We start from the raw sequence: 26674 nt of genomic DNA on the forward strand, positions 1-26674 counted from the left end.
GGCTAGTCATCCTCTCGTTCGATCGCCGCATCAGAGTTTCGGTTCAGAATGCTGATGAGCTCAGAGGCTGATACATCGGGGCGCTCGCTTGCTTTTTGATAGAGGGCCTTTATTAATTCATAGTCTTCTTTTGTATCAATGGTCAACCGGTATTGAGGGGCGCGAAACCGTTCCGGTGCTTCTAAAAACTGGACGTGATAAAGAGCTGGGTGATCTCTCACATATAACGTGACATGCTCCTGATATTGATCCTCCAAAGCCTGAATACGGCTGATGTCAATTAACAGGTTGGCGTTGACCACTTCGCCGCAAATCCCTAATGGGGCATTCAGGAGATACGTATAATCCGCGCCTTGATCAAAATGCGCCTTAATCATTACATCGAGCAGCTCTGGATCAACAAACGGATTATCACCCGTTAACCGGATGATAACTGACGGTTTGACAGCCTCTATGACCTTGACAAACCTATCGAGAACACGTTCTTCGCTCCCGCGGAAAACGCGATAGCCATGTTTGATGCAATGCGCCTCTAATATGTCGTCGGTTTCTTTGTCAGACGTGGCAATGACAAGATTATCCCGATCCTTTTGGTAAAACGCGCTTTTCCGGACGCGATGAACGAGAATATCAAGTAAACGATCCGATCCAAGCGGCCGAAGCACTTTTCCCGGCAGCCTTGTTGAACCCATTCTCGCTTGAATGATAAAGAGAATGTCATTCATGAAACGGGCTGTCCTTCATTAAAATGTCATCCCAGGCAATGCCTGTGTCGGCCGGGATGTCTCTTACAGCCCGAACACCGCCGGTCAGCAGTTCGAAATATCTCGGGTGCAGTCCCTGCGGCTTTTGTCCGGGCCGAAGCACTGCGATATTGTCTTCACTAAAGACTTCACCTTTTTGAATCGGAGCTGTTGTAAAAATGCCTCTGTATGCAAAATTTCTGATTTCACCTTCGATGGCGGTTGTTGTTTTGTATGAACTGCCAAGCAGTTTTTCAGAGATCGGCTTTTTGATCCCCTGTTTCAGCTCAGCCTCCGTTTTCCTGATGCCATCGACCATTTCTTTCAATTCATCCGGATTTAATGCAAACGAGTGGTCGGCACCCGGCAGATTTTTATCGATCGTAAAATGCTTTTCTATCAATCTTGCTCCAAGCCGAACCGCGGCACATGGCGCTTCTGTCGGATGCTCGCTATGATCCGAGAAGCCTATCACCGCCTCAGGAAAAGCGGCGGCAAGCATCGGAATGACGCTAAGGTTGCTGTACTCCGGCGGTGCGGGGTATTTCGCCACACAATGCATTATGGCAATTTGATTGTTTCCCTCTGCCCTGATGGTGCTCCAAGCTTCGTGAACGTCAGAGATTTCAGCTCCGGCTGTAGAGAAAATCATCGGCCTGTTCAGCCTGGCAACATATTTGAGCAGCGGGAGATGGTTAATTTCATAGGATGCGATTTTAAAAGCGCTCGGCGAGGTGGACTGAAGCAGGTCGGCTGACCCTTCGTCACATACCGTGCTTAAAAAGATTACCTGCTTTTCGCGGCAGTAATCCAATAACGGTGAAATCCACTCAGCGGGCATTTCCATAGATTGAACCAAAGAAAAAATAGAGACGTCCTTGCCCGCTGCCGTTTTGTACAAACCAGGATCTTTCTGATACATCCTATCAGCCTGGAACATTTGAAATTTCACAGCATCCGCTCCCGCTTCCGCCGCGGCGTCTATCAGCGCAAAAGCCTGATCAAGCTTCCCGTCATGATTAATCCCCGCCTCGGCGATAATAAATACAGGAGCGTCATGGCCTACAGTTTTATTCGCAATCTGAAACTTTGCCATTATTTCGCCTCCTTGCCCGGCCAAATATGATAATAGTAATACGATTGTTCAGCGGTGAAGCCCATTCGTTCATAAAGGCGGATCGCCCTTACATTGTGAAGCTGCGTCCCCGCTGTTACCGTTCTATGCTTCTGGGTCTCCGGTTGTTCTATGAGATTCGCCAATAAATGAAAGGCAATACGTTTTCCTTCAAATCCCGGCTTTACAGCCATCAAATCGAGAATGCACTCATCATCCCTTGATAAGCCCTGAAGATAGCCGATGACCTCGCCATTGTGTTTAGCGACAATATTAACCGCCGCCCTTCCATTCAGATTGTTTCGTGTCCACTCCTGAAAAATGTTGTTTGCTGCATCGCGGCTGAGATGAGGGTCCTGAAAATATCTGCTTTTTGTAAACGAGTCTCGGGCCAGCTCACATATCGCTTCTGTGTCTCCGGGCTCAGGCGGACCCAGTTCAAAAAATGGCGGGGTTTTGTCATAAAAAGACGGAGGCATCGCCAGCTTCAGCAAACTGCCGACAAAGTAAGAGGACGGCTGCTGCTGTATCACATGCGCGGCTCCGATATCTTCAGCCGGAACACGGACAAAGATAAAATCCGTTTCATCCATTTGGCGTACAGAATAAAAAGCTTCAAACAGCCTCTTCAGCTGCCCGGTGCTGTTCGCCGCAAGAAGTTTGACATTCATGACTTTCTTCTGAAGCACCTTGCTTTCCCACAAAGAATCTTCGTAAAGCAATACGCCTTGGAGCCTGCTGTTTTCAAAAAGGCCGAGGGAAAATTGATACGGAACATCCAATGTAAGCTGTCTGCTTTGGAGAAATTCCTCAATCGCCTCTTTGGAGACATGTTCTTTTACCGTATACACTTAACCAGCCCCTTTTACGATATCCCGCACAGCTTCAATGACATCATGTACATCGTCGTCAGACATTGACGGATAAAGCGGGAGGGAAAGGGTTCGTTTATAGTAATTCATGGCATTCGGGAAGTCCGATTCCTTAAATCCAAATTGTTTTTGATAATACGGATGAATGTGTACTGGAATAAAATGAACGCTCGTGCCGATATTGTATTCATCCTTTAAAGCCGTAATCATTTCGCTTCGCGTAACCCCAGCCTTTTTTTCATCAACTTGCAGAACATATAAATGCCAGGCGTGTCTGCCGTCATCATGAACAAACGGTGTGATCAGCCCCGGAATCTGCTGAAAAGCGGTTTGATAGCGGCCGGCAATCTCTTCTCTCCGTTTCTGCATATCATCCAGCCGTTTCAGCTGATGAAGTCCAAGAGCCGCCTGCAAATCAAACATATTCATCTTATAGCCGGGCGATTCGACTTCATAGTACCAGCTGCCATTTGAAGAATAACGGTTCCATGCGGCTTTACTCATGCCGTGAAGGCTTAGCACCCGAATCTTATCAGCAAGCTCCTCATCATCTGTCGTGAGCATGCCGCCTTCCCCTGTCGCCAGGTTTTTGGTGGCGTAAAAGCTGAATGCCGTCGCATCCCCGATCGAACCGATCATTCTGTGCTTATAAGTCGTATATACCGCATGCGCCGCATCCTCCAGCACGAATAAACCATGTTTTTGGGCAATTGCCAAAATCGCATCCATATCGCAGGACTGCCCGCCAAAGTGGACAGGTACAACTGCTTTCGTTCGCGGTGTGACGGCTGCCTCAAGCTTTACCGGGTCAATATTGAGCGTGTTTTCGTCAATGTCCGCAAACACAGGCGTCGCTCCTGTATGAATAATCGTATTGGCGGTCGAGCTGAACGTAAGCGGAGAGGTAATGACCTCGTCCCCAGGACCGATTCCTTTTGCTTTCAAAGCCAAAAATAAAGCTGCGGTACATGAATTCACCGCCACGGCGTGTTTCGCCCCGACAAATGCGGCAAACTCTTTTTCAAACTGCTGAACCTTCGGGCCTTTGGAGAGCCATCCCGATTCAAGCGTTTCAGTAACCTCCTGAATTTCTTCCTTACCGATTAACGGCAATGAGTAAGGGAGAAAATGATTTCTCTTTTGCACCATTTCTTTGCGCTCCTATCATTTTATTCAGTATCTTCCCGCCTATAATCAACCCCTGTTTTGGCTTTCAGTTCCGTAAATAAAGCGTTTGTTGATTCTGCCACCGGATAATTAGCCGCTATGAATGCCAGACGCGCCTCTTCCGCTTTTTGATGCACGTCGGGGCTTCGAAGAACCTCTACCAAGGTGCGCGCCAGTTCATCCGGCTGGTCAAACATAAAATCGCCCAGAGATTCATAGTACGGATATGAGCGATTTCCGGATGATTTTCCGATCAGCACAGGCTTTTGAAACAGCATGGCTTCAAGACCGACTGTCGAGGTTTGCGTCACTGCGGCATCAGCATACGGCAGCAAGTCATAAAGGTCCAGCTCCTTTTTGATGACTCTGCATGCTTGATGTTTTTTCGCTGCCTCGTGATACAGATCAAGCTTGTTTTTCCCAATTTCCCACGGGTGGGGTTTGATGATGATTTGCAGCTGCTTCTGATCAGAAAGCCCTTCCAGCACACCGGAATAAAAATCTTCTGAAAAGGGCTGAGTGGCAATGAGCACAATTTTTTTAGACGGGTGAAAAACAAGTTTTCGATAGAATATGGACATATCCATTGGTGTTCTGTTAAAAATCTGATCGAAGCGGGGATGTCCCGTTACTAGAATCTGCTCGGGTTTACAGCCTTTTCGTAAGAACCACTCTGCTTCATACGCACCGAAAACTGCTTGATAGGTTGTAAAAACAGGAATGAAGGCTTCATCTCCCATCAACGCGCCATGCTGAAGACAAATGCTGACGGCCCCTTTCCTTTGACACATGAGAGCAAGCACCCTGCTGTAAATATCTTCTGCCGTGCCGACAATAACTGCTGAAATTTTTTCCTGTTCAAACAGCGCATCAACTGTATCAATGGCTTCTATAAATAAAGGAATGTCTTTGAAAAGCCGGTCACGAAACGCTTGATCACCAAATGCCGGGTGGTCATCATAAGGGGCGAGAATCGAACAGGCTGTTTCGAGATAAGGCTTCGAATCGCCTTTTTGGCATGATTCCGCAATCTCCCGCTTGCTAATCACAGGCAGATCACAATAATGCGGCAAACTCCATCTGGCCAGAACAGCGGTTTTTTCAGGATCAAATTGATAGTAATTTTCGTTTGAAAAACGCAGGTAATCAAAGTGCAAAATGACTTTTCCTTTAACAGGTTCGTCATTTGTTTTAACGATGTTTTGGATTCTTTCTTCAAAAAACGGCTGAATCTGCCCCTCATCAATATGCTGATCCACCGGTCCGAATAACTCCGGTTCTTCTTCCATCATCACCCTCAGCTCAGGGCTGATGTATTGATAAAAATTACTGATAAGCCCAAGCGGAATCCCTTTGTAGCGAAGTTTGTCAAAAAGCTCGACATACTTCCGGTACAGCACCCAATAATTGCTTAAATAGGCCGACAAGCTCTCACCCCATTCCAAGCTTTTTTAATGATTCACGCAGCTCTCGGCAATTTCGCTGCGAAGGCAGGTTCCTGACAAATTCGTTTTTTTCTGATTCAAACAGCTGAAAGTGAATCGATTGGTCGGTAATATAATTCAGGTCCAGCTCCTCATCCAGCGGGTAAAACGGATAAAAATGATTGACTCTCCAAAAGAACCGGGCATCTCCTATACGGTAAAACGCCGGGCTTTCATCCCAATAGGAGCCAAACTTCTCCTTCACCTTCTCAAGCACCGAATATCTGTGCATCACCGAGCAATGATCGATGGCGCACGGCGCGTTCCATGTCACTTGAGCGGCAGGCCTGACCGTTTCTTTTACAATGTCGCGATGCTCGTTTAAATGATAGGTTTTGGAGGCTGAGTAAATCACAGCCTTCTCAGGATGGGCATCGAGCTCCCGCACCATTTTCAGGAGCCGGTCCGGCATATAGATGTTGTCATCCGTCGCATAGGTGATATATTCACCTTCCGCCATCTCAATTGCCTGATTGATCAGTGCCGCGTACCTTGTTTTTTCTGTTCTTTCCTTTACTCCAGATACATCGCTTTGATAAAAACGCACTCGGTTATCATTCAAAAAAGGACGGATTACATTCAGCGTCTCTTCATTGGAGTTGTCATCCATAATAAACAATTCAAAATCTGAAAACGTTTGTGAGAGTATGCTAGAAATGGACTTTGCCACATAATCGCTTTTGTTATAGCTCGTCATAATGACTGACACTTTCGGCAAATCCTACACCTCCTTCTTGGAACTTCACACCTGAAACTATCGTTATCTTATGTTGCTTACGCTCAAGTTGCGCTAGGGATACAAACCAATATGCGAAAAGTTTGTGTATGTCTATGAAAAACAGCGGCTGCCCAGAGTGAAATCTGATCCGTCCGCTGTTCTTTTTCAGCATATTCCAAGCATCAGCCTCATAAGGTGAAAGAGATAAAAATCGCACCAGCGACTAAGATCGTTTTCCATCGGAGGTGAGTCATCGCGGAGCGTTCACCTATACATCCAGAACATGTTTTGAATGGCTTTCATAAAAAGGAGGAACGATATGAAACCGAAAAAAAATCAATACCAGCAAATGCAGGGATTTGATAATATGCAGGGGTATCAGCCTCAGTTTGGCGCCAACCCTTACCCGCAGCAAGGCCAAGGGTCACAAATGCAGACGATGGGGATGCAGCCAATGATGCCAATGCAGCAGGGACAGCAAGGACAGCAGGGATTTGGATTCCCGGGCCAGCAGCAGGGCGGCGGGTTTCAAATTCCTTCGGGGCCTACACCATCAGCACCAGGCCAAAGCGTTCCCGGCATGCTGCCTGTTGAGGAATCTTACATCGAAAATATTTTGCGCCTGAATCGGGGAAAAACGGCCACCATTTATATGACATTTGAAAACAGCAAGGAATGGGGCTCGAAGATCTTTCGCGGCGTCATCGAAGCAGCGGGCCGGGATCACATTATTATCAGCGACCCGAAATCAGGAACACGCTATCTGCTCCTGACAATCTATCTCGATTACATTACGTTTGATGAAGAAATTGCTTATACGTATCCATATTCCATGGCGTCCTATTCGCCAAGATAAGAAAAAAGCCAATCACTCATATGATGAGGATTGGCTTTTTTGTTTAGAGATATTTGACAGCTGCGACAACAACCATAATCCAAGAAATAATAAACGCCACACCGCCGAGCGGAGTGATCGCGCCAAGAATGGAGATTTGCGTCACACTTAGAATATACAGGCTTCCGGAGAACAGCACGATTCCCGCAAACATCAGCCATCCGGCTGTCGTGACACTGCCTATGCCGGATAATTTATCAGCCAGAAACGCGACAACGAAAAGCCCCAGAGCGTGATACATATGATACTGCACGCCTGTGTGCCAAACCTGAAGATATTTATCAGGTATTTTCCCTTCTAATCCGTGAGCGCCAAATGCTCCGAGCCCCACAGCAAGCAGGGCGTTAATGGCCCCTAATATGATAAAAACTTTCATCTATCTCTCCCGCCTTTTCGTTAAACTCATATCATTTATCTTATCGCACCTGCACCAAAATTCAATGTTTGTTCTCCGTTGACACGAGATTGTCGGATTTTCTCCTGCGCCAAAGCTGGAACTGGTCAGCCCCTATTGCAGCAAGCGTCCCTAATACGAGCCCGTTGCTTAACAGAGAAATAAATACCGGATGCAATCCTTTTAACGCAGTTTCAGGAACAAACATGATACCGACCCCTGTCAGCAGCGAGATGCCGATGACAGACCGCACCCTTTTTAATTCTTCTTTCTCATATGAATTAAATTCGGCAAAGGCCAGACCGCCCATTGCGGAGAAAACAACAAAATTCACCGCAAATCCCACGGGTGACGGCAGGCTCGCAAACGTATTCATAAAAAACGGGATCACGCTGATCACGATAACCAGAATACTGCCGAGCATAAACGGTTTTTTAGAAGGCATTTTGGTTGTTTCAATAAAACCTGCGGCTCCCGAAATCGGAACCGGTGCAATGGCACCCGTCAAGCCGCTAAGCAAATGGCTGAATGAAGCGGCAAAACCGGCATGGCGTTCATGATGCTTTCCATCAGGCTGTTTGCTGAATTTTTTCACGGCGATGTCCACGACCTTCATGCTCGCCAGCATATTCACGATCAGCAAGATGGTAATAAATATAGAAGTAATGATCAGGCCGCTGTTAAATAACGGAGTCCCAAAAGGAAACAGGGATGGCAGCTGAAACATCCGGTCCGGCATTTCAATCGGCTTTGCCGCCCCGGCAGCCGCAAACAGCACCCATCCGCCAAACAAAGCTAATAAAATAGAATATTGCTTAAAAAACATGATGTTCGAATTTGTCATTATAAAGGCGGCAGCGATCACAACAAGCGCCAGACCAAATACAAGACCGTCCACCCCGTCCTGTCGATAACCGATTCCGAGAATTCCTTTTATAATGGGCTGACTCAGCTGCATGACAAGAAGCAATAAATAGACGCCCGTTACAACCGGAGTAAACAATTTTGCAAGTCTGTCAATGACCTTGAAAACACTTAACAAAAAGAAACATACAGCGCTTACAAGAAGAGCTCCCTGCAACCCCCGCAGTGTGTCTCCATATGTCGCAAACACAGTTCCCGTCAGCCCTGCGTAGATCGTATACACTCCCCACCACAAACCGGCGGGGCTTTCATTGATCGGCAGTCTGTGGCCTTTCAAACACTGAATGACGGCAGCAATTCCCAGTACAAAAAAAGTGCTTTGAATCAATCTCGCAGAATCCGAGTGATCCAGATGAAACGACTGGGCAACCGCCACCGGAACAACAATCGCCGCAGCAATGATAAACGCTGTCCATTGCAGCGCGCCAAGAACCAATTTCACGTAAGCTCAACCTCTCTCTTTAAAAATCAAATAAAGACTCTCCGTTTCCGTCCTCTTCCTGCTTCTCTTTTTCTTGCTTTCGATATTTGTTTAATCCCGCGCTCCCCATCATTTTTTCCATCATCAGCTGGTCTGTCGATGGCGGCGGGGCAGGACTTGGCGTAACGCTCGGCTGTATGCGGGGCGCGCTCGCGGTCTCCGGCTGATCAAGCACGACATCACACAGAGAACGGACAACCGCTACATAACGCTTCAGCTCCTCATCTCGTTCAGCCGTTTTTGCTTTTTTCAGCTCTTCTTCCATCTTTTGAATCAAAGCAGATATATGAATGTTCATGAAGCACCCTCCAAAAAATAAATGTTATCTTCCTGCATTTTATCAAATTCCTGCCGCGAACGCAGAAATGAGTTTGTTATTTTTTCTGACAAACCTTGCGCAATTGACAAGCAGAAGAAATTTTTCACATAATAAATCACCATACCTTACAAAAAGGAGAGACGGAATGAACAGCATCCCCTCTATCATCAGCAAGCACAAAGCCTATTTTGCAGCGGGACATACGAGACCGCTTGAATCGAGACTGAACATTTTGCAGAAGCTGAAACAAGCCGTCAAAACTCATGAGGCCGATCTCATAGCCGCTCTCTACCAGGATCTCCACAAATCTGAGCAAGAAGCGTACTCAACAGAAATCGGAATCATCTTGGAGGAAATCAGCTTTGTCATGAAACGGCTGAAAAAATGGTCCAAGCCGAAACGAGTCAAAACGCCACTGACTCATCTAGGCTCCAAGAGCATCATCATCCCTGAGCCGTATGGAACCGTTTTGGTGATTGCGCCTTGGAACTATCCCTTGCAGCTGGCGCTTTCCCCGTTGATTGGAGCCATTGCGGCGGGGAACACGGTCGTTCTCAAACCGTCAGAATATACGCCGGCTGTTTCCGCTTCACTTTCGAAACTCATCAGCAGTGTTTTTCCGACCGATTATGTCGCTATGGCAGAAGGCGGGCCCGACGTCAGCACGGCATTATTACAGCAGCCCTTTGACTACATTTTCTTTACAGGCAGCGTAGCCGTGGGAAAAGTTGTCATGGAGGCCGCCGCCAAACAATTAATTCCCGTAACCTTGGAGCTCGGCGGAAAAAGCCCCTGCATCGTCCATAAGGATGCTGACATACGGCTTGCCGCAAAACGCATCGTCTTCGGGAAATTTACAAATGCGGGACAAACATGCATCGCACCGGATTATTTATTTGTTCATGAAGACATCAAAACGAAGCTTACAGAAGAAATGAAGCGTGCGATCAGTGAATTTTACGGCCCTCAGCCCGAACAAAATCCGCAGTACGGCAAAATTGTCAGCGAACGTCACTATCAGCGGCTGCTCAGCTTTCTGAATGATGGCGTCCCGCTTACAGGCGGACAATCTAATCCTGATCACCACAAAATAGCTCCGACGATTCTAGATCAAGTGAAGGATGACTCTCCAGTGATGCAGGAGGAGATTTTCGGGCCGATTCTTCCGCTCTTTACATACCGTGATATCGGGGAAGTCATTGAGAAAGTCCAATCGCGCCCAAAGCCGCTCGCCCTGTATCTCTTCACCACAAACAAAGAAACTGAGCGCGCTGTTTTAGAGAATCTGTCGTTTGGCGGCGGCTGTGTCAATGATACGTTAATGCACGTCGCGACACCGTATTTGCCATTCGGCGGCGTCGGGGAAAGCGGCATCGGCAGCTATCACGGATTTGACAGCTTTAACACGTTTACGCACAAAAAAAGCATCGTCAAACAAACGAACCGCTTCGACTTCGCATTTCGTTATCCTTCCTCCAAAAACGGGCTGCGAATGATTCGAAAAATACTCAAATAAAAAAGCGCAGATCACCTGCGCTTTTTACAAATCCTTAATACACCAATCAATCGGTGCCTCTCCCATTTTCTCCAAATAGGCATTCGCCCGGGAAAACGGTCTGCTCCCGAAAAATCCGTTTCTTGCAGAAAACGGGCTGGGATGCGTTGATTCAATGATAAAATGCTTGGACGTGTCGATCCGTTCTTTTTTCATTTGAGCATGCCGTCCCCACAAAATAAAGATAACCGGCCGCTCTCTTTCATTCAGCACATCGATAATCCGGTCTGTCAGACGCTCCCAGCCTTTTCCCTTATGGGAATTCGCCTGTCCGCGCCTTACTGTCAGCACAGTATTCAGCAAAAGAACCCCTTGCTTTGCCCAACTCACAAGCGATCCGTGATTTGGGATGCTGCATCCGATGTCCTGCTGCAGCTCAAGAAAAATATTTTTTAACGAAGGCGGCTGCTTTACACCCGGCTTTACAGAGAAGCTTAAGCCTTGAGCCTGTCCCGGCCCGTGATACGGATCTTGCCCCAGAATGACGACCTTGACATCATCATAGGACGTATAATGCAGCGCATTGAAAATGTCCCGGCTGTCCGGATAAATCGTTTGCTCCGCGTATTCCTGCTTCAGCATTTCTCTGAGCTCTTGATAATACGGTTTCTCAAACTCTTCCTTTAGCTGATCCCACCAGCTGTCTTGTAAAAGCTGTTTCAAGATTCAGGCCTCCTTACGAACGATGAAGTCTGGAATAAACAGGTTCGCCATCCCAAACCATTTCACTTTTTGCTTCCCGCCTTTTCATCTCAGGCTCTTCAAGCAGGACGGCAAAGTTTTTCGTCGGCAGCTCTCCGAGTCCGTGCTTTTCACTTAACCGATCCAAATATTGCTTCCGCTTGGCGCCAAGGTCCGCAGACTGATTGTCTCCCGCGTCACTGAAGGCATAAATCACACTGGCGCAAGGGACACGCTTCACCTGGTAATCCTTGGCCGCGCGTAAATAAAAATCCCAGTCCCAATAATTGTGCACATCAGCATCGAAATACCCGATTTCATCATGCAAAAAACGTCTGTACATGCTGCCCGACGGCACATATGTAGAGAACACTCTCATATCCTCATAGTCAGCGGTATAAGCAAACAGCTTCCGTGAAACAGGATATCTTGTTCCGTTTTTCTCTTCAAACGAGACAATTTCCGCATCAGAATGAACGAAATCTGCCGTTTCTATTTCCTTCGCCATTCTCTCCACATGCCCTGGCGTAAAGAAATCATCATCATCACACAGCATAATGCAATCGCCAGACGCCTCTTTTACACCGGCATTTCTCGCAGCCACATGCCCCGAGTTCTTTTCTAAATTGATGACAGCAATCGGCAGCTCCGGATACAGTGCTTTGACTGGCACGACCGATTCCCCCGCATCATTCACAATAATAATTTCATGCGGCTTCAAGGTCTGGCGGGAAATCGACTCCAAAAGCTCACACAAAGCCGGAATCCGATTATAGGTCACAATTACGATAGAAATCTTCATGATGCTCTCCTTCTCATTTTCATAGTCATGTACTATTAAAACATATATTGCACGGGAGATCAGTGGGAATATTCTACTGAAACAGGAAAGGTGACGTTGAGAATACCAGATGATTTGCTAAGCCTTCTATATTGTGATACAGAGAAAATCTAACTATAATGAAAGACAAAACATGATGGAGGTTCAAGACATGTCTATGCATAAAGCACTCACCATTGCCGGCTCAGATTCCAGCGGCGGTGCTGGGATTCAAGCTGATTTAAAAACATTTCAAGAAAAAAACGTATACGGGATGACCGCCTTAACGGTGATCGTTGCGATGGACCCGAATAACAGCTGGGACCACCAGGTATTCCCGATCGATACGGATACAATCCGCGCCCAGCTTGCAACAATTACGGACGGCATCGGTGTGGACGCCATGAAAACAGGAATGCTGCCAACCGTTGACATTATCGAGCTTGCAGCAAAAACAATCAAAGAAAAACAATTAAAAAATGTGGTAATTGACCCGGTTATGGTTTGCAAAGGTGCTAATGAAGTCCTTTATCCAGAGCATGCCCAAGCCCTGCGTGAGCAGTTGGCTCCGCTAGCCACTGTCATTACGCCAAACTTGTTTGAAGCCAGCCAGCTCAGCGGCATGGATGAACTAAAAACAGTTGACGATATGATCGAAGCCGCGAAAAAAATTCATGCACTCGGCGCTCAATATGTCGTCATTACAGGCGGAGGAAAACTCAAACATGAGAAAGCCGTTGATGTTCTCTATGACGGTGAAACAGCGGAAGTCCTTGAAAGCGAAATGATCGATACGCCTTATACACATGGCGCAGGCTGTACATTCTCAGCAGCCGTGACAGCGGAGCTTGCCAAAGGTGCGGAAGTCAAAGAAGCCATTTACGCAGCGAAAGAATTCATCACAGCTGCCATTAAAGAATCCTTCCCGTTAAACCAGTATGTCGGACCTACGAAGCATTCTGCGCTGCGCCTGAATCAACAATCATAAAAAAAGCGGCTGCCTTACTGAGAGGCAGCCGCTTTTAAATCACCGAAGACTTTTCACAGAAAAAACTGCCGATCCCCTCGGCAGCCTGTTTATTTGATTTTTAAATTATTTGCAGATTTCCTCAAAAATGCTTCTATCGACTGAACAAAAAGTGCATATTCCTTCATTTGTTCATATGCCCGCGTGAGAATTTCCGCCGTTTCACTGTGCGGTGTTGTTCCGCCAAGCATTTTTTTCAGTTGAAGCAGCACATCCTTATATTCTTCCCGCTTATCTTCAACTTGGTCCGCAGCCTTTTCCAAACATGCCGGTGTTATCTTCTGTTCATGTATATTCAAGAAAACAACTCCTTTTACAGAAAAAAATAGTAGGTTATCGTTGAAGAATAGCACAGATGGCTTAGATTTCACATAAGAAAATAGAAGGATTTTCTACATAAGTGTCCAAATTCTGACATTCATTTCAGATTTCCCGGTCGAACTGACTGTTACTTCATGATTTCCCGGGAAAGGAAAATATCTCGCACTAAAGACCTCTTCTCCGTTATTGATAAAGATTTCAACAGAGGATGCGTCGATAAACATGTGCACGGTATGCAAATCCTTGATGCGGCAATGTCTCGACTCTGTTCTTTTTCCGTCGAAGCTCGTCCGTTCCAGCGTAACAATTCCCTCGTCTTTATGGAAGGAAAACGAAGCCGTTCCGCGGATACTGATTGAAAAACCGGACTCCGTATGAATGTCTTCCAGCAAGATCTCAGCTCTTTCAGGGTTTTCCACTGGAAGTGTGCCAGATGATTCGTGCATGTGGATTTGTAATTTCTTCTCGTTTCTGCGCATGGCTTTCAGCTCAGGCAGCGGCTGCTGAATCAGCTTCTCGCCTGATAGCGTCAGCTGTCTCGGCAGCGTCATGCAGTGAATCCAGTGATAGTCAATCGTCGGATGAGATCCTTCATCCTGGTCAGGCACAGCCATCCATGCAAACAAAATTCGTCTGCCCTGATCATCTTCAAGTGTTTGCGGCGCGTAAAAATCAAAACCTTGATCAAGCTCCCTAAAATCACCATGCTTCAGTTCAGGCTTGTTATAATCGAGACGCCCGACAAAATAACCTGACTGGTACACGTTCTGATAAAGGAAATCGTCAGCCTCAAGCCCTTGAGGCGAGACAATCAGCACGTCAGATCCTTGAAGGGTAAACAAATCAGGGCATTCCCACATGTATCCAAAATCGTCCAGCCCGTTGAATCCCGCGCCAGTTATCGGGCCAAGAAATCGCCACTCTGTCAGGTTATCAGAAGCAAACAATACAGCCTGCCCTTTCAAATTTTCCGTTTGCGCACCAATCACCATATACCATGTACCTTCATGCTCCCATACCTTCGGGTCGCGAAAATGGGGCGTATATCCTTCCGGAAGGCGGGCGACAACACCCTTTTTCTCAAAAGACAGCCCGTCGTCAGAAACAGCAAGGCATTGATACGTTTCCCGATTTCCCTCCTGGTCCCTGACATTTCCTGTGTAAAACAAATAGAGCTGATCATCTTTCGGGACAGCGCTGCCCGAGTAGCAGCCGTTTTTATCGAACCAATCACTCGGAGCAAGCGCAATGTCTTCCCGCTTCCAATTCACAACATCCTGTGTCGTATAATGCCCCCAAAATTTCGCGCCGTGCCCCGTCTGAAACGGCTGCCACTGAAAGAATACATGATAGGTGCCCTTCCAATAAATCACGCCATTCGGATCATTCAGCAGCCCAACCGGCGGCATGATGTGAAAATGCTGGCGATGCGGATCGCTGTCAGCGATAGGCTCTTTTTTCTCCACCTCTTCATAAGCCCGGCGACGAAGCTCCTGATCATGTGCTGTCATTTTTTTCTCCCCTCATCCTCATTGATCTTCATGACAAATGCTGCAATGAACGATGACACTGCCGCAATGGCCATTCCAATCAGATAGTTGATCAAGTTGCCCATGCCAAACGGTGCAGCAATGGCGATCATCGGAATACCCGTTAACCCATAAGCGTTTGCAGCAACATGAGTAAAGACGACATAAGCACCGCCCAATGCGCCTCCGATCATCGCGGCGATAAACGGTTTTCGGTAGCGAAGGTTAACTCCGAATATGACGGGCTCAGTAATGCCGAGAAAAGCGGAAAATGCTGCCGGAAGCGCGATTTCTTTTGTCTTTGCTTTTTTGGCCATAAAGAAGACGGCAAGGCCGGCCCCACCCTGTGCGACATTCGCCATTGACCAGATCGGCAGCAAGTAGTTTTTGCCTATATCTGCAATTAACCCCGCCTCAATCGCATGGAAGCTGTGATGAACACCTGTCAGTACGATGAGTGAATACGTGCCCCCGAAAATCAACCCTGCAACAAAACCGGCATGGTCATACACATAAGTTAAAGCAACCGTAATCCCGGAGCCAAGCGCTCTCCCCAGAGGGCCAATCGCGATAAAAGCAACAAACCCGGTGACAATTACAGTAACAAAAGGTGTAACAAGCAAATCTACCGCATGCGGAACCACTTTTCTTGTCCATTTCTCTACCTTGCTCATTACATAAACCGCCAGCAGAACTGGGATGACAGTTCCCTGATAGCCTAGAAGCGCGATATCCAATCCGAAAAGATGCATATAATCAGGTGTCGCTTCAGCCAAACCCCATGGATTCAGAAGGTTTGGATGAATCATGATTCCCCCAATGACCGCTCCCAAGTACGGGTTGCTGCCAAATTCTTTTGAAGCGCTTACTCCAATTAGAATCGGCAAGAAAATGAATGCTGCACTTGAAAACATATCAAGCAGCTGAAAAACCGCAGAATCCTTGCTCATCCAATGAAACGCATTGATCATACCCAGCAATCCCATTAATAGACCGCTGGCTACAATAGCCGGGATAATTGGGACAAAAATATTAGAAAGCGTTTTCGCAAATCTCGCAGCGGGATTCAGCTTTTCTTTTGCCGCATCCTGATGATTGACGTGTTCCTCACGCTCAATATCAGCTTCTTTAGAAAAAGCATCGAATACTTTATTCACAAGGCCTGTTCCGAAAATGATCTGGTATTGGCCAGAGCTGCTGAAGGCCCCTTTGACACCATCAAGTTCTTCAACCTGTGCTTGATCTATCTTTGATTCATCTTTCATCACTAAACGCAGTCTTGTTGCACAATGAGCCGCGCTGATAATGTTATCTTTCCCTCCGAGAAGCTCAATGAGGCGTTTTGCAGTCTCTTTGTAATCCATCTGTTTCTCCCCCTTTTATTTAAACAAAAAAGACCTAAAATTCGCCAACGAATAAAGGACACAGTGATCCTTTTTTCATTTCGCAAATTTTAGGTCTTGCCTGCTTTACCAGTCACAATCCCGCTTATTCAGATTGAGAATACGCTTTCATCATAAAACATGACAGCGTTTTCGTCAACTACTTTTTAGTTAAATAGTTTGATAAAACATGTAGACAAAAATTCGTAAAAAATATTTGTGAAATATTTCACAATATCATGCTATACTATGCTCAATCATGATAGAAAGCAGGAAAAGACCATGGAAACTCAAGCATTGCAAAAGGTTGAACAGTACGCTTTGAAAAAACAAAACATATTCGCTTCAAGCAAAATCCGTTATGTGCTTCGGTCCATTTTGGCCAGTATGTTTATTGGTTTTGGCATTACAGCCGCAAGTAAAACCGGCAGTTATTTCTATATGGCTGATTCTCCATTTGCCTTTCCGGCAGCCGCTGTCACTTTCGGGGCCGCTATTGTGCTGATCGCTTACGGAGGCGGAGATTTATTTACCGGCAATACCTTTTATTTCACCTATACCGCGCTCCGAAAAAAACTCCGCTGGCGCGACACCCTGTACTTGTGGATATCAAGCTATGCCGGCAATTTAATCGGCGCTATTTTGTTTGCCATCCTGATCAGCGCGACAGGGCTTTTTGAGGAGTCTTCCGTACATTCCTTTTTGATTCATCTGGCAGAACACAAAATGGAGCCGCCGGCTTCCGAACTATTTTTCAGAGGATTGCTGTGCAATTGGCTTGTGTGCCTCGCCTTTTTCATTCCAATGGCTCTCAAAGGGGAAGGCGCAAAGCTCTTTACCATGATGCTTTTCGTTTTCTGCTTCTTTATTTCCGGCTTTGAACACAGCATTGCCAATATGTGCACATTCGCCATCTCACTTTTGGTCGAGCACCCTGATACAGTGACACTGATGGGAGCAGTCCGAAACTTAATTCCCGTTACACTCGGGAATCTGACCGCGGGAATGGTCATGATGGGCTGGATGTACTACACACTCAATCCTGATCAATAAAAAAAACTTCCAGAGATCACTCCCTGCAAGTCAAAGCGGTTATTCCGAGAGATCTTGAAGACGCTGGACATGCAGCGTGATATAGCCGGCCTCGGATTCCGGCAACTGTAATTGATATTCATTTTTCAAAAACTCCGCCAGCTCCAGCGCACATTGATAGGCAAATGAATACTTTTTTTGGATGAAATAAAGCATCTCCTCGTCCATATGATGGAGAGCTTCATTTGATTCCAACCGGCTGACCGCGTATCGCAAATGCGTGACAAGGCGTTGATAGGAAATGCTGTTTTCATCCACCTTTCGATTAAAGTATTGTTCTATTTTCTCTATCATTTCTTTGATCATGGTCGTATGCTTCAGCGCTGAATACATGCTCTCCGCATCCATCTTGGCCGTATGGATGTGAAGGGCAATATAACCCGCTTCATCTTCAGGCAGAGACACGCCTAATGTCTCTTTTACATGTCCGATCGCCCACAGGCCGATCTCGTATTCTTTTTTATAGAGCGCTTTTATCTCATGCAGCAATTTATTCTGCACAAGCAGCCCATTTTGAACCCTTTCGATCGCAAAGGATAAATGGTCAGAAAGCGCGATATGAATGTGGTCGCTCAGCGGCGCCGCGAGCTCCCCTTCCGCATAGCTGATGATATCTTCAGCTATCTCTATATGCTCCTCCGGCAGTGTTTGCAGGATTTGTTTGAATTTTTCATTCTCGTCGCGCACGACAAAGATTTTTTCCACTTTATTCATAGGGATGAGATCATTTTTCTTTTTTTGAAAAGCGATTCCAGGTCCCATCACGATTTTTTCCTGATCATCCTCTTTTATTAAAGCCGCATTGTTGTTTAATACTTTATAGATTTTCAAGAGGTTATCTCTCCCGCCAATTTGCTTTTGACTGGGATTTTACCTCCTTTTGACCGCCATGTAAAGATGCGGGCCCGCTCTCTCCTGCTTTGGCGATTCCTTGAAGGCTTGCAAACACCTTCTTTTATAAAGCGCGGCGGCTTTCGCTTTCTGTTTTTCTTCCTCATTCACAGCCATCCGCCATTCATAAAACGAAACAAGTCCCGCGGCTTGCACCGCCGCCTTTCTTTGGTATGTACGCTGAGCCGAGTAGACCGCGGCAGCCGCAGTTTTTCTGTCCGGCGTCACCCAGTTCATCAAAAAGACCATCCACACCCGTAAAGATACAAGCAAACGTTTCATAGAAAAACATCCCTCCGCTTCTTTTTGGCAGGCAGCCTTTTTTAGCAGCCCGTTTTCTCAGCCGCAGCCCGCAGGAAAAGACGGCCGATTTCTTTTCTCGCAAACTAGCAGCTCTAGCAAAACTCATGACTCTATAATAGACCGTGGAAAGAGAATTCTTTGTCACAATATGAGTGAAAAAACCAACTAGTTTTTAGAAGTTTTGTTGAAAGCTGAAAGAATTGAAATGAAAATTGGAGAACGGCTTTGAAAACTTTATACACAAGTTATCCCAAAGATAAGAACAACTTAATCACAAGAGATATCCACATGTCCACAAACTCTATCTATATTTTGTATACGAACATTTATTCCCAACTATATATATACACAGGTTTATTCACTTATGCACAGGGTTCTGTGTATAACTCCTTCCTTATACACAAACAAAATCCAATAAATGGTCCAAATGACACAAGGATTTTTTTGAATTTTCAAGAAATATATACTAGATCTTTCACATTTTTTCTAAATACAAAGGGGGAAACACATTGAAAAAGGGGATCATTCGCTTTCTGCTTGTCAGTTTCGTCTTATTTTTTACGTTATCCACAGGTGTTACGGGCGTCAAGGCAGCACCGCCGTCTTCAAAAACGTCGGCTGACCTGGAAAAAGCCGAGATATTCGGTGATATCGATATGACAACAAGCAAAAAAACAACCGTTATAGTGGAATTAAAAGAAAAATCCTTGGCAGAAGCGAAGGAAGCTGGAGAAAGCCAATCGAAAAGCAAGCTGAAAACCGCTCGCACAAAAGCAAAAAACAAAGCAATCAAAGCGGTGAAAAACGGAAAAGTAAACCGGGAATATGAGCAGGTATTCTCAGGCTTCTCTATGAAACTCCCAGCTAATGAGATTCCAAAACTTCTCGCGGTAAAAGACGTGAAGGCAGTATACCCGAACGTCACGTATAAAACAGACAATATGAAGGATAAAGACGTCACGATCTCCGAAGACGCCGTATCTCCGCAAATGGATGACAGTGCGCCTTATATCGGAGCAAACGATGCATGGGATTTAGGCTACACAGGAAAAGGCGTCAAGGTGGCGATTATCGATACTGGGGTTGAATACAATCACCCAGATCTGAAGAAAAACTTTGGACAATATAAAGGATACGATTTTGTGGACAATGATTACGATCCAAAAGAAACACCAACCGGCGATCCAAGGGGCGGTGCAACGGACCACGGCACACACGTAGCCGGAACTGTGGCTGCAAACGGAACGATTAAAGGTGTAGCGCCTGATGCCACACTTCTTGCTTATCGTGTGTTAGGCCCTGGTGGAAGCGGGACATCGGAAAACGTCATTGCGGGCGTGGAACGCGCTGTACAGGACGGAGCAGATGTGATGAACCTGTCTCTCGGAAACTCTTTAAACAACCCGGACTGGGCGACAAGCACAGCACTTGACTGGGCCATGTCAGAAGGGGTTGTCGCTGTTACATCAAACGGCAACAGCGGACCGAACGGCTGGACAGTCGGATCGCCTGGCACATCAAGAGAAGCGATTTCTGTCGGTGCGACTCAGCTGCCGCTCAATGAATACGCCGTCAAATTCGGCTCCTACTCTTCAGCAAAAGTGATGGGCTATAACAAGGAGGACGAAGTCAAAGCACTCAATAACAAAGAAGTTGAGCTCGTCGAAGCGGGAATCGGCGAAGCAAAGGACTTTGAAGGAAAAGACCTGACAGGCAAAGTCGCCGTTGTCAAACGAGGCAGCATTGCATTTGTGGATAAAGCGGATAACGCTAAAAAGGCCGGTGCCATCGGCATGGTTGTGTATAACAACTTCTCTGGAGAAATTGAAGCCAATGTGCCGGGCATGTCTGTCCCAACGATTAAGCTTTCATTAGAAGACGGCGAAAAACTCGTCAGCGCCCTGAAGGCTGGTGAGACAAAAACAACATTCAAATTGACGGTCTCAAAAGCGCTCGGTGAACAAGTGGCTGATTTCTCATCACGCGGCCCTGTTATGGATACGTGGATGATTAAGCCTGATATTTCCGCGCCAGGCGTCAATATCGTCAGCACGATCCCAACACACAATCCTGAGCATCCTTACGGCTACGGATCAAAACAAGGAACAAGCATGGCATCGCCTCATATCGCCGGAGCAGTTGCCGTCATTAAACAAGCCAAACCAAAATGGAGCGTTGAACAGATTAAAGCTGCCATCATGAATACCGCCGTCACTTTAAAGGATGGCGATGGGGAAGTATATCCGCATAATGCCCAAGGCGCGGGCAGCGCAAGAATTATGAACGCGATCAAAGCCGATTCGCTCGTCTCACCTGGAAGCTATTCATACGGCACATTCTTGAAGGAAAACGGAAATGAAACGAAAAAAGAAACGTTTACGATTGAAAATCAATCTTCCATTAGAAAGTCATACACACTGGAATATTCATTTAATGGCAGCGGCATCTCCACATCCGGGACAAGCCGTGTTGTGATTCCGGCACATCAAACCGGAAAAGCCACTGCAAAAGTAAAAGTCAATACGAAGAAAACAAAAGCAGGCACCTATGAAGGTACAGTTATCGTCAGAGAAGGCGGAAAAACGGTCGCTAAGGTACCTACACTGCTGATTGTGAAAGAGCCCGATTATCCGAGAGTCACATCTGTCTCCGTCAGTGAAGGGTCTGTACAAGGCACCTATCAAATTGAAACCTACCTTCCTGCGGGAGCGGAAGAGCTGGCGTTCCTCGTCTATGACAGCAATCTTGATTTCGCAGGCCAAGCAGGCATTTATAAAAATCAAGATAAAGGTTATCAGTACTTTGACTGGGACGGCACGATTAATGGCGGAACCAAGCTTCCGACCGGAGAGTATTACTTGCTCGCCTATGCCGCGAACAAAGGCAAATCAAGCCAGGTTTTGACCGAAGAGCCTTTCACTGTTGAATAAGAAGAAGCCCTGCCGATTGGCAGGGCTTTTTAACGATCAGTCAGCTAACGCCTCCTGCAATAAACGATACGAGCGGAGCTTATCTTCAAAATGATGTGTAATGGTCACCACCATGATTTCCTCTGTTTCATACGCTTTACTCAAAGCTAGCAGCTGCTCCTTAACCTGTTCTTTCGTACCAACAATCATTCGATTTCGATTATCAGCAATTCGTCTCTCTTCATAAGGAGAATACGAGTTTCCCCGAACAGCTTCATACGAAGGAACTCCCTCTAAAGGAATCCCCTGCTCTCCCGCCAAAAGCGTAAAATCGAGGACAGCCCCAAGCTCCTCTGCCTTCTCCTCTGTGTCAGCACAAAGAACAAAAACAGCAACTGCCGCTCGAGGCGTATCTCCTAACACAGACGGTTTGAATCGTCTCTTATACTGTCTGACAGTATCCTCTCCGCCTTCTCCATTGATAAAATGGGCAAACATATAGCCAGCGCCAGATTCCGCGGCGAGCAGCGCGCTTTCTCCAGAAGAGCCTAGCAGCCATACATCCGGAGCAGTTGAAATATGCGGCGCAGCCGTCAGATTCGGAAAACGGTGTTTGTCATCCGCCAAATCATGCAAATACATGGTCAGCTCCTTAATTTGCTGCGGATACTGATCAGAATTGCGCTTACCGCCGTCATTCAGCGCCCATGATGCAATCGGCATTCCCCCCGGTGCTCTGCCAAGCCCCAGGTCAATTCTTCCCGGTGTCAGCCCCTCCAGAACACGAAAGTTTTCAGCTACTTTATAAGCACTGTAATGCGGCAGCATAACTCCTCCTGATCCAACGCGGATTCGCTTTGTTTTCGCCGCTATATGACTGATGAGCACCTCAGGACTAGACCCTGCCAGCCGTTTTGAAAAGTGATGCTCAGAAACCCAAAATCTCTTATATCCAAGGTCCTCAGCAGCTTGAGCAAGCGCAACGGTTTGCTGTAAGGCCATTTCTGAATTGCAGCCCTCTGATACTGGAGATTGATCTAATATACTTAATGAAACCATCCCTACCACCTCATCCTCATCGTATCACTGATCCCCTAATTTTTCTTCAAAGCCGCTCACACTGCTTATCAGTGTCTCCCATCATTCGCCGTTTATTTGTGAAAGCATGTCCCTATTTGTCGGAATATGTTACACGTGAAACATAAAAACCCCTCCTAGACGGAGAGGTTAGCTTTAGTTTTTATTAAAGCCCTTTTCTTTCACGTAGTCATTTAAATACGTACGCGGCTTCTGCTTCATAAAGTTCAGTATTTGATCGGACCACGTTTCTTCCCGCTGTCCGTTTGTTCTTTCTCTATAGTAATCAGAAATGGTTTTGTCATACGTATTCATAGTATGACGGAAATCGTCTGCGTTCACATTATACGCATTCTCATGATAAACGGCCTGCTTTGGCAGTCTCGGTTTTTTGCCGGATAGATTCGCTGGATGACCTACTGCCAGCCCGAATAGCGGGAGCACATGGTCAGGCGTTTGCAGCACCTCTGTCACCTTGTCCAACTCATTCCGAATGCCTCCGATATAACAAATGCCAAGCCCCATAGATTCAGCCGCAATGCTCATATTTTGCGCTGCGAGCGCCGCATCAATCAAGCTAACCATAAACATTTCCGTATTCTCGAGCAGCTCAGAAATATGTTCCCCTTTTTCCTCAGCCAGTTGTTGATGGCGGTACAAATCCGCACAAAATACAAAAAAGTGCCCGTTCTTCTCAACGTAAGGCTGATTCCCAGCAAGCACAGACAGCTCACGTTTTTTCTCAGGATCAGAAACCCCGATAATCGAATATGCCTGCACATAACTGGATGTAGACGCAGCCTGCGCACTTTTCACTAATGTATCAATTTCTTCAGCTGTCAAAAGCTGATCAGTAAAAGACCGGATTGACCGATGATTCAAAATGGTTTCGATTGTGTTATTCATCACAAGAACCTCCTTATCTCTTTTTATCATATCCGAAAAAAAGTATTCCCAAAAGTGAAATGCTCTGCACAAAAAAAAGACAACCTCTGAAAAGGCTGTCTTCATCTTAAGAATTAAAGAGATAACTTCTGTATTTCGTCAGCTGCACACTCGCGTTATACACAATCCCGAAACCGATTAGCGTTGCAAGCGTCGAGCTTCCCCCATAGCTGACAAACAGCAGCGGAATTCCGGTAACAGGCATAATGCCGATGTTCATTCCGATATTCTGGAATGTGTGGATGACAATTAACGCCGTATAGCCAACGCAAAAGAAGGAAGCAAAACGGTTAAACGGATGTATTTTGTCTATCAGAACGACAAGCCTGTAGATTAAGAAGAAGAACATAATGACAACAATTGCACAGCCTATAAAGCCAAAGCTTTCACCCAAAATGGCGAAGATAAAGTCGGTCTGTCCTTCTGGTACATACACCTTCAAATTGTGAACGCCATTTCCGACAATGCCGCCTGAGCCGATAGCCATAACAGCCTGATCAACCTGCCAGCTGCTATTTGCATCTTCCTGAGTTGTTCCATTTGTATCAGAAACCCAGGATGTTACCCTCTTTATTTGATACTCTTGAATCCCAACTGATTTAGCAGCATCAGGAAAATTAATCATCACTAATAAAATAAGAGAAATAAGTAAGATACCAGAACCACCAATGATTGCGATCAGCTTCCAGTTTACTCCTGACATAAAGATCATGACAATCACAATAAACATACATATCCCGGCTGTACCAGCATCCTGAAGAAGGATAAGTCCGATCGGCACTACCGATACACCTGCAATCTTAAGCAAAAGATGCACATCATCTCTGAGCGTTCGGATTTTTTTAGGGCTTGCTTTTGAAATCACTGAGGCTACCATCATCATGAGCCCAATTTTCATAAATTCAGAGGGCTGTAACGTTACAGAACCAAACTGAAACCAGCTTTTTGCACCGTTTTTCACTGGTGCAATAGACTCAGGACTGACTCTCAATATCAAAAGAAGCAAAATCCCGAATAAAAATACATATAAACTCAATTTTTCAAGCTGCTCCAAATCGAAATACAGCAGTACCGAAATGGCAATAGCCCCCAAAGCATAATAAATAATTTGTTTCGTCCAGGCATTATCTCCATACTGCCCAAACTGACCGGCAGCATAAATCGCCAATACGCTTATAATAAAAAACACACCAAATATAAAAATCAAATCCCCCTGGTAAAAGGGACTTTGCTGTTTCTTATATCGACTCATTCTATCCCGCCTTACATTTTCATCGGAAAATCACTAATGTTTATTATACATGAACCACGTTCAAGATGACACGTGAAGCTCGCTTCCTTTTAAGTTTTTTCCGCACTTGTGGCGCTTTTCAGCTACACGACATATGACGTATGATAAACCGAAATGTTTCGATTGACACAAAACTTTTCAAATAAAAAAAACTCCATTTCGAAAGAGATCATTAAAAAAAGGAGGTGATGATGTGTTCCGTTCTCAAAAGAGACTAAAACATTAGAGCCCGGTGCCCATACATTCTCCTAGCAAATTAAGCAAAAAAAATAAGACGATAGATGCAGTCCATTTCTGCAAAAATACGTATCAATTTCTGGAAAACATGGTATAATAATTGTAACAGAATGTTCAAAAAACAATCACAAAACAGACACAACTCAGTTCCTCTATTTCATTTTTGTAAACGTTATCACAAAATGAAAGGAGACGGGTATGATGGACATGTTTTTCGCTTACTTATTGGTTGCCAGCGCAACGCCTCTCTTTATTTGGCTTGATAACAAAAAAGTCGCACTCTCAGCTATTCCGCCAATCATCTTAATGTGGGTATTCTTCTTCTTTTACGCAACAGAAAGCCTTTCTCCACTAGGACACACTCTCATGATTATCTTGTTTGCCGTCAACGTCATTGTCGCTCATATCGCCGCATTTATCATTTACGGTCTTCCGTATCTTCGCAGAAAGCGAAGCAGCTGAAGACAGCAAAAAACCCTCTTCTCACGAAGAGGGTTTTTGTATTATTCGTTGTGGCCTGAGTGCTCTGAGTGTTTAGCGCCTCCAGGAGGATTTCCGTCCATGTGGTCACCATGGTGATAGTGAGCCGCGAAAATCCAGATGGAGCCAAGTACGATAACGATCGCGCCAAAGAATCCGAACAGCGTGTTTCCGACTTGGATTGTGCCGTTTTCGCTCTCTGTCATGTGCATGAACATGAGAAGCTGCAGCGCCGCCTGAATGAAGGCGAAACCGAAGATAATCCAAAGTTTTGCTGATGAGCTCAGGTCAGTATACACTGCAACCCATAGAGCCAGCAGGGTCAAAACGATAGACAGTGCAAAACCTACAATGTGCTTCCATGGAAAGTGACTGTGTTCAGCAGATTTGTTTGCCATTTTACAGACCCCCCAATCCCATGAGATAGACACCTGTAAAGATGAAAATCCATACAACATCTAAGAAGTGCCAGTACAAGCTTGAGATAAAGATTTTAGATGAAGTTTGCGGAGTTAAGCCGCGTTTCTTCAACTGAATCAGAATTCCTGTAATCCAGAAAATACCGATTGTTACGTGAGTTCCGTGAGTTCCAAGTAAAACAAAGAATCCAGACCAGAACGCACTTGTACTGAGTGCCGCTCCTTCATGTACATAGTGAACAAACTCGTTGATCTCGCATCCGACGAAGCCGGCACCGAGAAGAAGAGTGATAATTGTCCAAATGACGACGCCTTTTAAACTTCCGCGGCGCATTTCATGAACAGCGATCCCGCAGGTAAAGCTGCTGATAAGCAGCAAGAACGTCATAATCATTACCAGATTGACTTCAAAAAGTTCGTCTGGCAAGACACCTCCAGCTGTTCTGTTTTTAAGAACGAAGAAGGTTGCAAATAGTGTTGAGAACAACACAATTTCTGCCCCTAAAAAGATCCAAAACCCGAGTATATTAAGTCTGCCGGTTTCAGATTGATATTCCATAGGCGCGTTAGAATTGCCGTGTTCTGCATGTTCCATAACTCACGC

The 26674-nt window shown here is 45.9% G+C and carries 27 protein-coding genes; 6 read left to right on the forward strand and 21 right to left on the reverse strand.

The window, feature by feature from the left end:
* Positions 1-2: 2 nt before the first annotated feature.
* From MY9_RS19180 to spsA, 6 genes are read right to left on the reverse strand one after another with little or no spacing between them, the layout of a single operon-like run.
* Positions 3-725: a glycosyltransferase family protein gene (locus MY9_RS19180; protein ID WP_014665814.1), complete on the reverse strand. Its 723-nt coding sequence runs from the start codon at positions 723-725 to the stop codon at positions 3-5.
* Positions 718-1839: an N-acetylneuraminate synthase family protein gene (locus MY9_RS19185; protein WP_014665815.1), complete on the reverse strand. Its 1122-nt coding sequence runs from the start codon at positions 1837-1839 to the stop codon at positions 718-720. The genes MY9_RS19180 and MY9_RS19185 overlap by 8 nt, the downstream gene beginning before the upstream one ends.
* Positions 1839-2708, reverse strand: a complete 870-nt coding sequence (locus MY9_RS19190; protein WP_014665816.1) for a GNAT family N-acetyltransferase — start codon at positions 2706-2708, stop codon at positions 1839-1841. The genes MY9_RS19185 and MY9_RS19190 overlap by 1 nt, the downstream gene beginning before the upstream one ends.
* On the reverse strand, positions 2709-3878 hold the full coding sequence (locus MY9_RS19195) for a DegT/DnrJ/EryC1/StrS family aminotransferase (RefSeq protein WP_014665817.1): 1170 nt from the start codon (positions 3876-3878) through the stop codon (positions 2709-2711).
* Between the two features lie 20 nt (positions 3879-3898).
* Complete coding sequence (locus MY9_RS19200) at positions 3899-5323, reverse strand: CDP-glycerol glycerophosphotransferase family protein (protein ID WP_014665818.1); 1425 nt, start codon at positions 5321-5323, stop codon at positions 3899-3901.
* A gap of 4 nt (positions 5324-5327) precedes the next feature.
* Positions 5328-6098, reverse strand: coding sequence for a spore coat dTDP-glycosyltransferase SpsA (gene spsA / locus MY9_RS19205; protein WP_040081481.1), 771 nt, complete (start codon positions 6096-6098; stop codon positions 5328-5330).
* 319 nt (positions 6099-6417) lie between these two features.
* Between spsA and gerQ the strand changes: the two genes are divergently transcribed.
* Positions 6418-6954 (forward strand): spore coat protein GerQ, encoded by a 537-nt coding sequence (gerQ, locus tag MY9_RS19215; protein ID WP_014665822.1) that lies wholly within the window; start codon positions 6418-6420, stop codon positions 6952-6954.
* Positions 6955-6997: 43 nt separating this feature from the next.
* Here the strand turns inward: gerQ and MY9_RS19220 are convergent, their stop codons facing one another.
* The 3 genes from MY9_RS19220 to MY9_RS19230 all read right to left on the reverse strand — a co-directional run bounded on the left by MY9_RS19220 (position 6998) and on the right by MY9_RS19230 (position 9090).
* The gene (locus tag MY9_RS19220; protein ID WP_014665823.1) at positions 6998-7369 is read right to left on the reverse strand and encodes a DUF423 domain-containing protein; all 372 of its coding nucleotides are present in this window, start codon (positions 7367-7369) and stop codon (positions 6998-7000) included.
* Between the two features lie 61 nt (positions 7370-7430).
* Positions 7431-8753, reverse strand: coding sequence for a purine/pyrimidine permease (locus MY9_RS19225; protein WP_014665824.1), 1323 nt, complete (start codon positions 8751-8753; stop codon positions 7431-7433).
* A 19-nt stretch (positions 8754-8772) separates the two neighbouring features.
* Positions 8773-9090: a YwdI family protein gene (locus MY9_RS19230; protein WP_014665825.1), complete on the reverse strand. Its 318-nt coding sequence runs from the start codon at positions 9088-9090 to the stop codon at positions 8773-8775.
* 166 nt (positions 9091-9256) lie between these two features.
* On the opposite strand from MY9_RS19230, the gene MY9_RS19235 reads away from it, so the two are divergent.
* Positions 9257-10627 (forward strand): aldehyde dehydrogenase, encoded by a 1371-nt coding sequence (locus tag MY9_RS19235; RefSeq protein WP_014665827.1) that lies wholly within the window; start codon positions 9257-9259, stop codon positions 10625-10627.
* Positions 10628-10651: 24 nt separating this feature from the next.
* Here MY9_RS19235 and MY9_RS19240 read toward each other — a convergent pair whose 3' ends face one another.
* The gene (locus MY9_RS19240) at positions 10652-11329 is read right to left on the reverse strand and encodes a uracil-DNA glycosylase (RefSeq protein WP_014665828.1); all 678 of its coding nucleotides are present in this window, start codon (positions 11327-11329) and stop codon (positions 10652-10654) included.
* A 13-nt stretch (positions 11330-11342) separates the two neighbouring features.
* Complete coding sequence (locus MY9_RS19245) at positions 11343-12149, reverse strand: glycosyltransferase family 2 protein (protein ID WP_014665829.1); 807 nt, start codon at positions 12147-12149, stop codon at positions 11343-11345.
* Between the two features lie 190 nt (positions 12150-12339).
* Here MY9_RS19245 and MY9_RS19250 point away from each other — a divergent pair, with 190 nt between their 5' ends.
* The gene (locus MY9_RS19250) at positions 12340-13155 is read left to right on the forward strand and encodes a bifunctional hydroxymethylpyrimidine kinase/phosphomethylpyrimidine kinase (protein WP_014665830.1); all 816 of its coding nucleotides are present in this window, start codon (positions 12340-12342) and stop codon (positions 13153-13155) included.
* Between the two features lie 89 nt (positions 13156-13244).
* On the opposite strand, the gene MY9_RS19255 is transcribed toward MY9_RS19250, so the two are convergent.
* The 3 genes from MY9_RS19255 to scrA all read right to left on the reverse strand — a co-directional run bounded on the left by MY9_RS19255 (position 13245) and on the right by scrA (position 16408).
* On the reverse strand, positions 13245-13493 hold the full coding sequence (locus tag MY9_RS19255) for a hypothetical protein (protein WP_014665831.1): 249 nt from the start codon (positions 13491-13493) through the stop codon (positions 13245-13247).
* 93 nt (positions 13494-13586) lie between these two features.
* Complete coding sequence (gene sacA, locus MY9_RS19260) at positions 13587-15026, reverse strand: sucrose-6-phosphate hydrolase (protein WP_014665832.1); 1440 nt, start codon at positions 15024-15026, stop codon at positions 13587-13589.
* Positions 15023-16408: a PTS system sucrose transporter subunit IIBC gene (gene scrA / locus MY9_RS19265; RefSeq protein WP_014665833.1), complete on the reverse strand. Its 1386-nt coding sequence runs from the start codon at positions 16406-16408 to the stop codon at positions 15023-15025. Before scrA ends, sacA begins: the two co-directional genes overlap by 4 nt.
* Positions 16409-16708: 300 nt before the next feature.
* Here scrA and MY9_RS19270 point away from each other — a divergent pair, with 300 nt between their 5' ends.
* Positions 16709-17479: a formate/nitrite transporter family protein gene (locus tag MY9_RS19270; RefSeq protein ID WP_014665834.1), complete on the forward strand. Its 771-nt coding sequence runs from the start codon at positions 16709-16711 to the stop codon at positions 17477-17479.
* A gap of 39 nt (positions 17480-17518) precedes the next feature.
* Here MY9_RS19270 and sacT read toward each other — a convergent pair whose 3' ends face one another.
* Both sacT and MY9_RS19280 read right to left on the reverse strand, forming a co-directional pair.
* On the reverse strand, positions 17519-18349 hold the full coding sequence (sacT, locus tag MY9_RS19275) for a sac operon transcriptional antiterminator SacT (protein WP_014665835.1): 831 nt from the start codon (positions 18347-18349) through the stop codon (positions 17519-17521).
* A 39-nt stretch (positions 18350-18388) separates the two neighbouring features.
* On the reverse strand, positions 18389-18691 hold the full coding sequence (locus MY9_RS19280; protein WP_003222155.1) for a hypothetical protein: 303 nt from the start codon (positions 18689-18691) through the stop codon (positions 18389-18391).
* A 530-nt stretch (positions 18692-19221) separates the two neighbouring features.
* Between MY9_RS19280 and vpr the strand changes: the two genes are divergently transcribed.
* Positions 19222-21642: a serine protease Vpr gene (vpr, locus tag MY9_RS19285; RefSeq protein ID WP_014665838.1), complete on the forward strand. Its 2421-nt coding sequence runs from the start codon at positions 19222-19224 to the stop codon at positions 21640-21642.
* Between the two features lie 36 nt (positions 21643-21678).
* Here the strand turns inward: vpr and MY9_RS19290 are convergent, their stop codons facing one another.
* From MY9_RS19290 to MY9_RS19300, 3 genes are all read right to left on the reverse strand, one after another.
* Positions 21679-22680: an LLM class flavin-dependent oxidoreductase gene (locus MY9_RS19290; RefSeq protein WP_041521446.1), complete on the reverse strand. Its 1002-nt coding sequence runs from the start codon at positions 22678-22680 to the stop codon at positions 21679-21681.
* Between the two features lie 174 nt (positions 22681-22854).
* Positions 22855-23604: an oxygen-insensitive NADPH nitroreductase gene (gene nfsA, locus MY9_RS19295; RefSeq protein ID WP_014665840.1), complete on the reverse strand. Its 750-nt coding sequence runs from the start codon at positions 23602-23604 to the stop codon at positions 22855-22857.
* A 106-nt stretch (positions 23605-23710) separates the two neighbouring features.
* Positions 23711-24895: an FtsW/RodA/SpoVE family cell cycle protein gene (locus tag MY9_RS19300; protein WP_014665841.1), complete on the reverse strand. Its 1185-nt coding sequence runs from the start codon at positions 24893-24895 to the stop codon at positions 23711-23713.
* 474 nt (positions 24896-25369) lie between these two features.
* On the opposite strand from MY9_RS19300, the gene ywcE reads away from it, so the two are divergent.
* Positions 25370-25633, forward strand: coding sequence for a spore morphogenesis/germination protein YwcE (ywcE, locus tag MY9_RS19305; RefSeq protein WP_003227411.1), 264 nt, complete (start codon positions 25370-25372; stop codon positions 25631-25633).
* Positions 25634-25674: 41 nt separating this feature from the next.
* Here the strand turns inward: ywcE and qoxD are convergent, their stop codons facing one another.
* The gene (gene qoxD / locus MY9_RS19310; protein WP_014665842.1) at positions 25675-26049 is read right to left on the reverse strand and encodes a cytochrome aa3 quinol oxidase subunit IV; all 375 of its coding nucleotides are present in this window, start codon (positions 26047-26049) and stop codon (positions 25675-25677) included.
* 1 nt (position 26050) lies between these two features.
* The gene (gene qoxC / locus MY9_RS19315) at positions 26051-26665 is read right to left on the reverse strand and encodes a cytochrome aa3 quinol oxidase subunit III (protein ID WP_003227409.1); all 615 of its coding nucleotides are present in this window, start codon (positions 26663-26665) and stop codon (positions 26051-26053) included.
* Positions 26666-26674 lie beyond the last annotated feature (9 nt).

Origin of the sequence: Bacillus sp. JS (genome assembly GCF_000259365.1) — a bacterium.
Taxonomy (GTDB): Bacteria; Bacillota; Bacilli; order Bacillales; family Bacillaceae; genus Bacillus; species Bacillus stercoris.

Bases quoted from the DNA above. Each gene is read 5' to 3' on its own strand.
- nfsA (WP_014665840.1), bottom strand. From the start codon at position 23,604: ATGAATAACACAATCGAAACCATTTTGAATCATCGGTCAATCCGGTCT.
- qoxD (WP_014665842.1), bottom strand. From the start codon at position 26,049: ATGGCAAACAAATCTGCTGAACACAGTCACTTTCCATGGAAGCACATT.
- MY9_RS19280 (WP_003222155.1), bottom strand. From the start codon at position 18,691: ATGAAACGTTTGCTTGTATCTTTACGGGTGTGGATGGTCTTTTTGATG.
- qoxC (WP_003227409.1), bottom strand. From the start codon at position 26,665: ATGGAACATGCAGAACACGGCAATTCTAACGCGCCTATGGAATATCAA.
- ywcE (WP_003227411.1), top strand. From the start codon at position 25,370: ATGATGGACATGTTTTTCGCTTACTTATTGGTTGCCAGCGCAACGCCT.
- MY9_RS19270 (WP_014665834.1), top strand. From the start codon at position 16,709: ATGGAAACTCAAGCATTGCAAAAGGTTGAACAGTACGCTTTGAAAAAA.
- MY9_RS19250 (WP_014665830.1), top strand. From the start codon at position 12,340: ATGTCTATGCATAAAGCACTCACCATTGCCGGCTCAGATTCCAGCGGC.
- MY9_RS19185 (WP_014665815.1), bottom strand. From the start codon at position 1,839: ATGGCAAAGTTTCAGATTGCGAATAAAACTGTAGGCCATGACGCTCCT.
- sacA (WP_014665832.1), bottom strand. From the start codon at position 15,026: ATGACAGCACATGATCAGGAGCTTCGTCGCCGGGCTTATGAAGAGGTG.
- MY9_RS19245 (WP_014665829.1), bottom strand. From the start codon at position 12,149: ATGAAGATTTCTATCGTAATTGTGACCTATAATCGGATTCCGGCTTTG.
- MY9_RS19300 (WP_014665841.1), bottom strand. From the start codon at position 24,895: ATGAGTCGATATAAGAAACAGCAAAGTCCCTTTTACCAGGGGGATTTG.
- MY9_RS19230 (WP_014665825.1), bottom strand. From the start codon at position 9,090: ATGAACATTCATATATCTGCTTTGATTCAAAAGATGGAAGAAGAGCTG.
- MY9_RS19290 (WP_041521446.1), bottom strand. From the start codon at position 22,680: ATGGTTTCATTAAGTATATTAGATCAATCTCCAGTATCAGAGGGCTGC.
- MY9_RS19220 (WP_014665823.1), bottom strand. From the start codon at position 7,369: ATGAAAGTTTTTATCATATTAGGGGCCATTAACGCCCTGCTTGCTGTG.
- MY9_RS19235 (WP_014665827.1), top strand. From the start codon at position 9,257: ATGAACAGCATCCCCTCTATCATCAGCAAGCACAAAGCCTATTTTGCA.
- MY9_RS19195 (WP_014665817.1), bottom strand. From the start codon at position 3,878: ATGGTGCAAAAGAGAAATCATTTTCTCCCTTACTCATTGCCGTTAATC.
- gerQ (WP_014665822.1), top strand. From the start codon at position 6,418: ATGAAACCGAAAAAAAATCAATACCAGCAAATGCAGGGATTTGATAAT.
- scrA (WP_014665833.1), bottom strand. From the start codon at position 16,408: ATGGATTACAAAGAGACTGCAAAACGCCTCATTGAGCTTCTCGGAGGG.
- MY9_RS19180 (WP_014665814.1), bottom strand. From the start codon at position 725: ATGAATGACATTCTCTTTATCATTCAAGCGAGAATGGGTTCAACAAGG.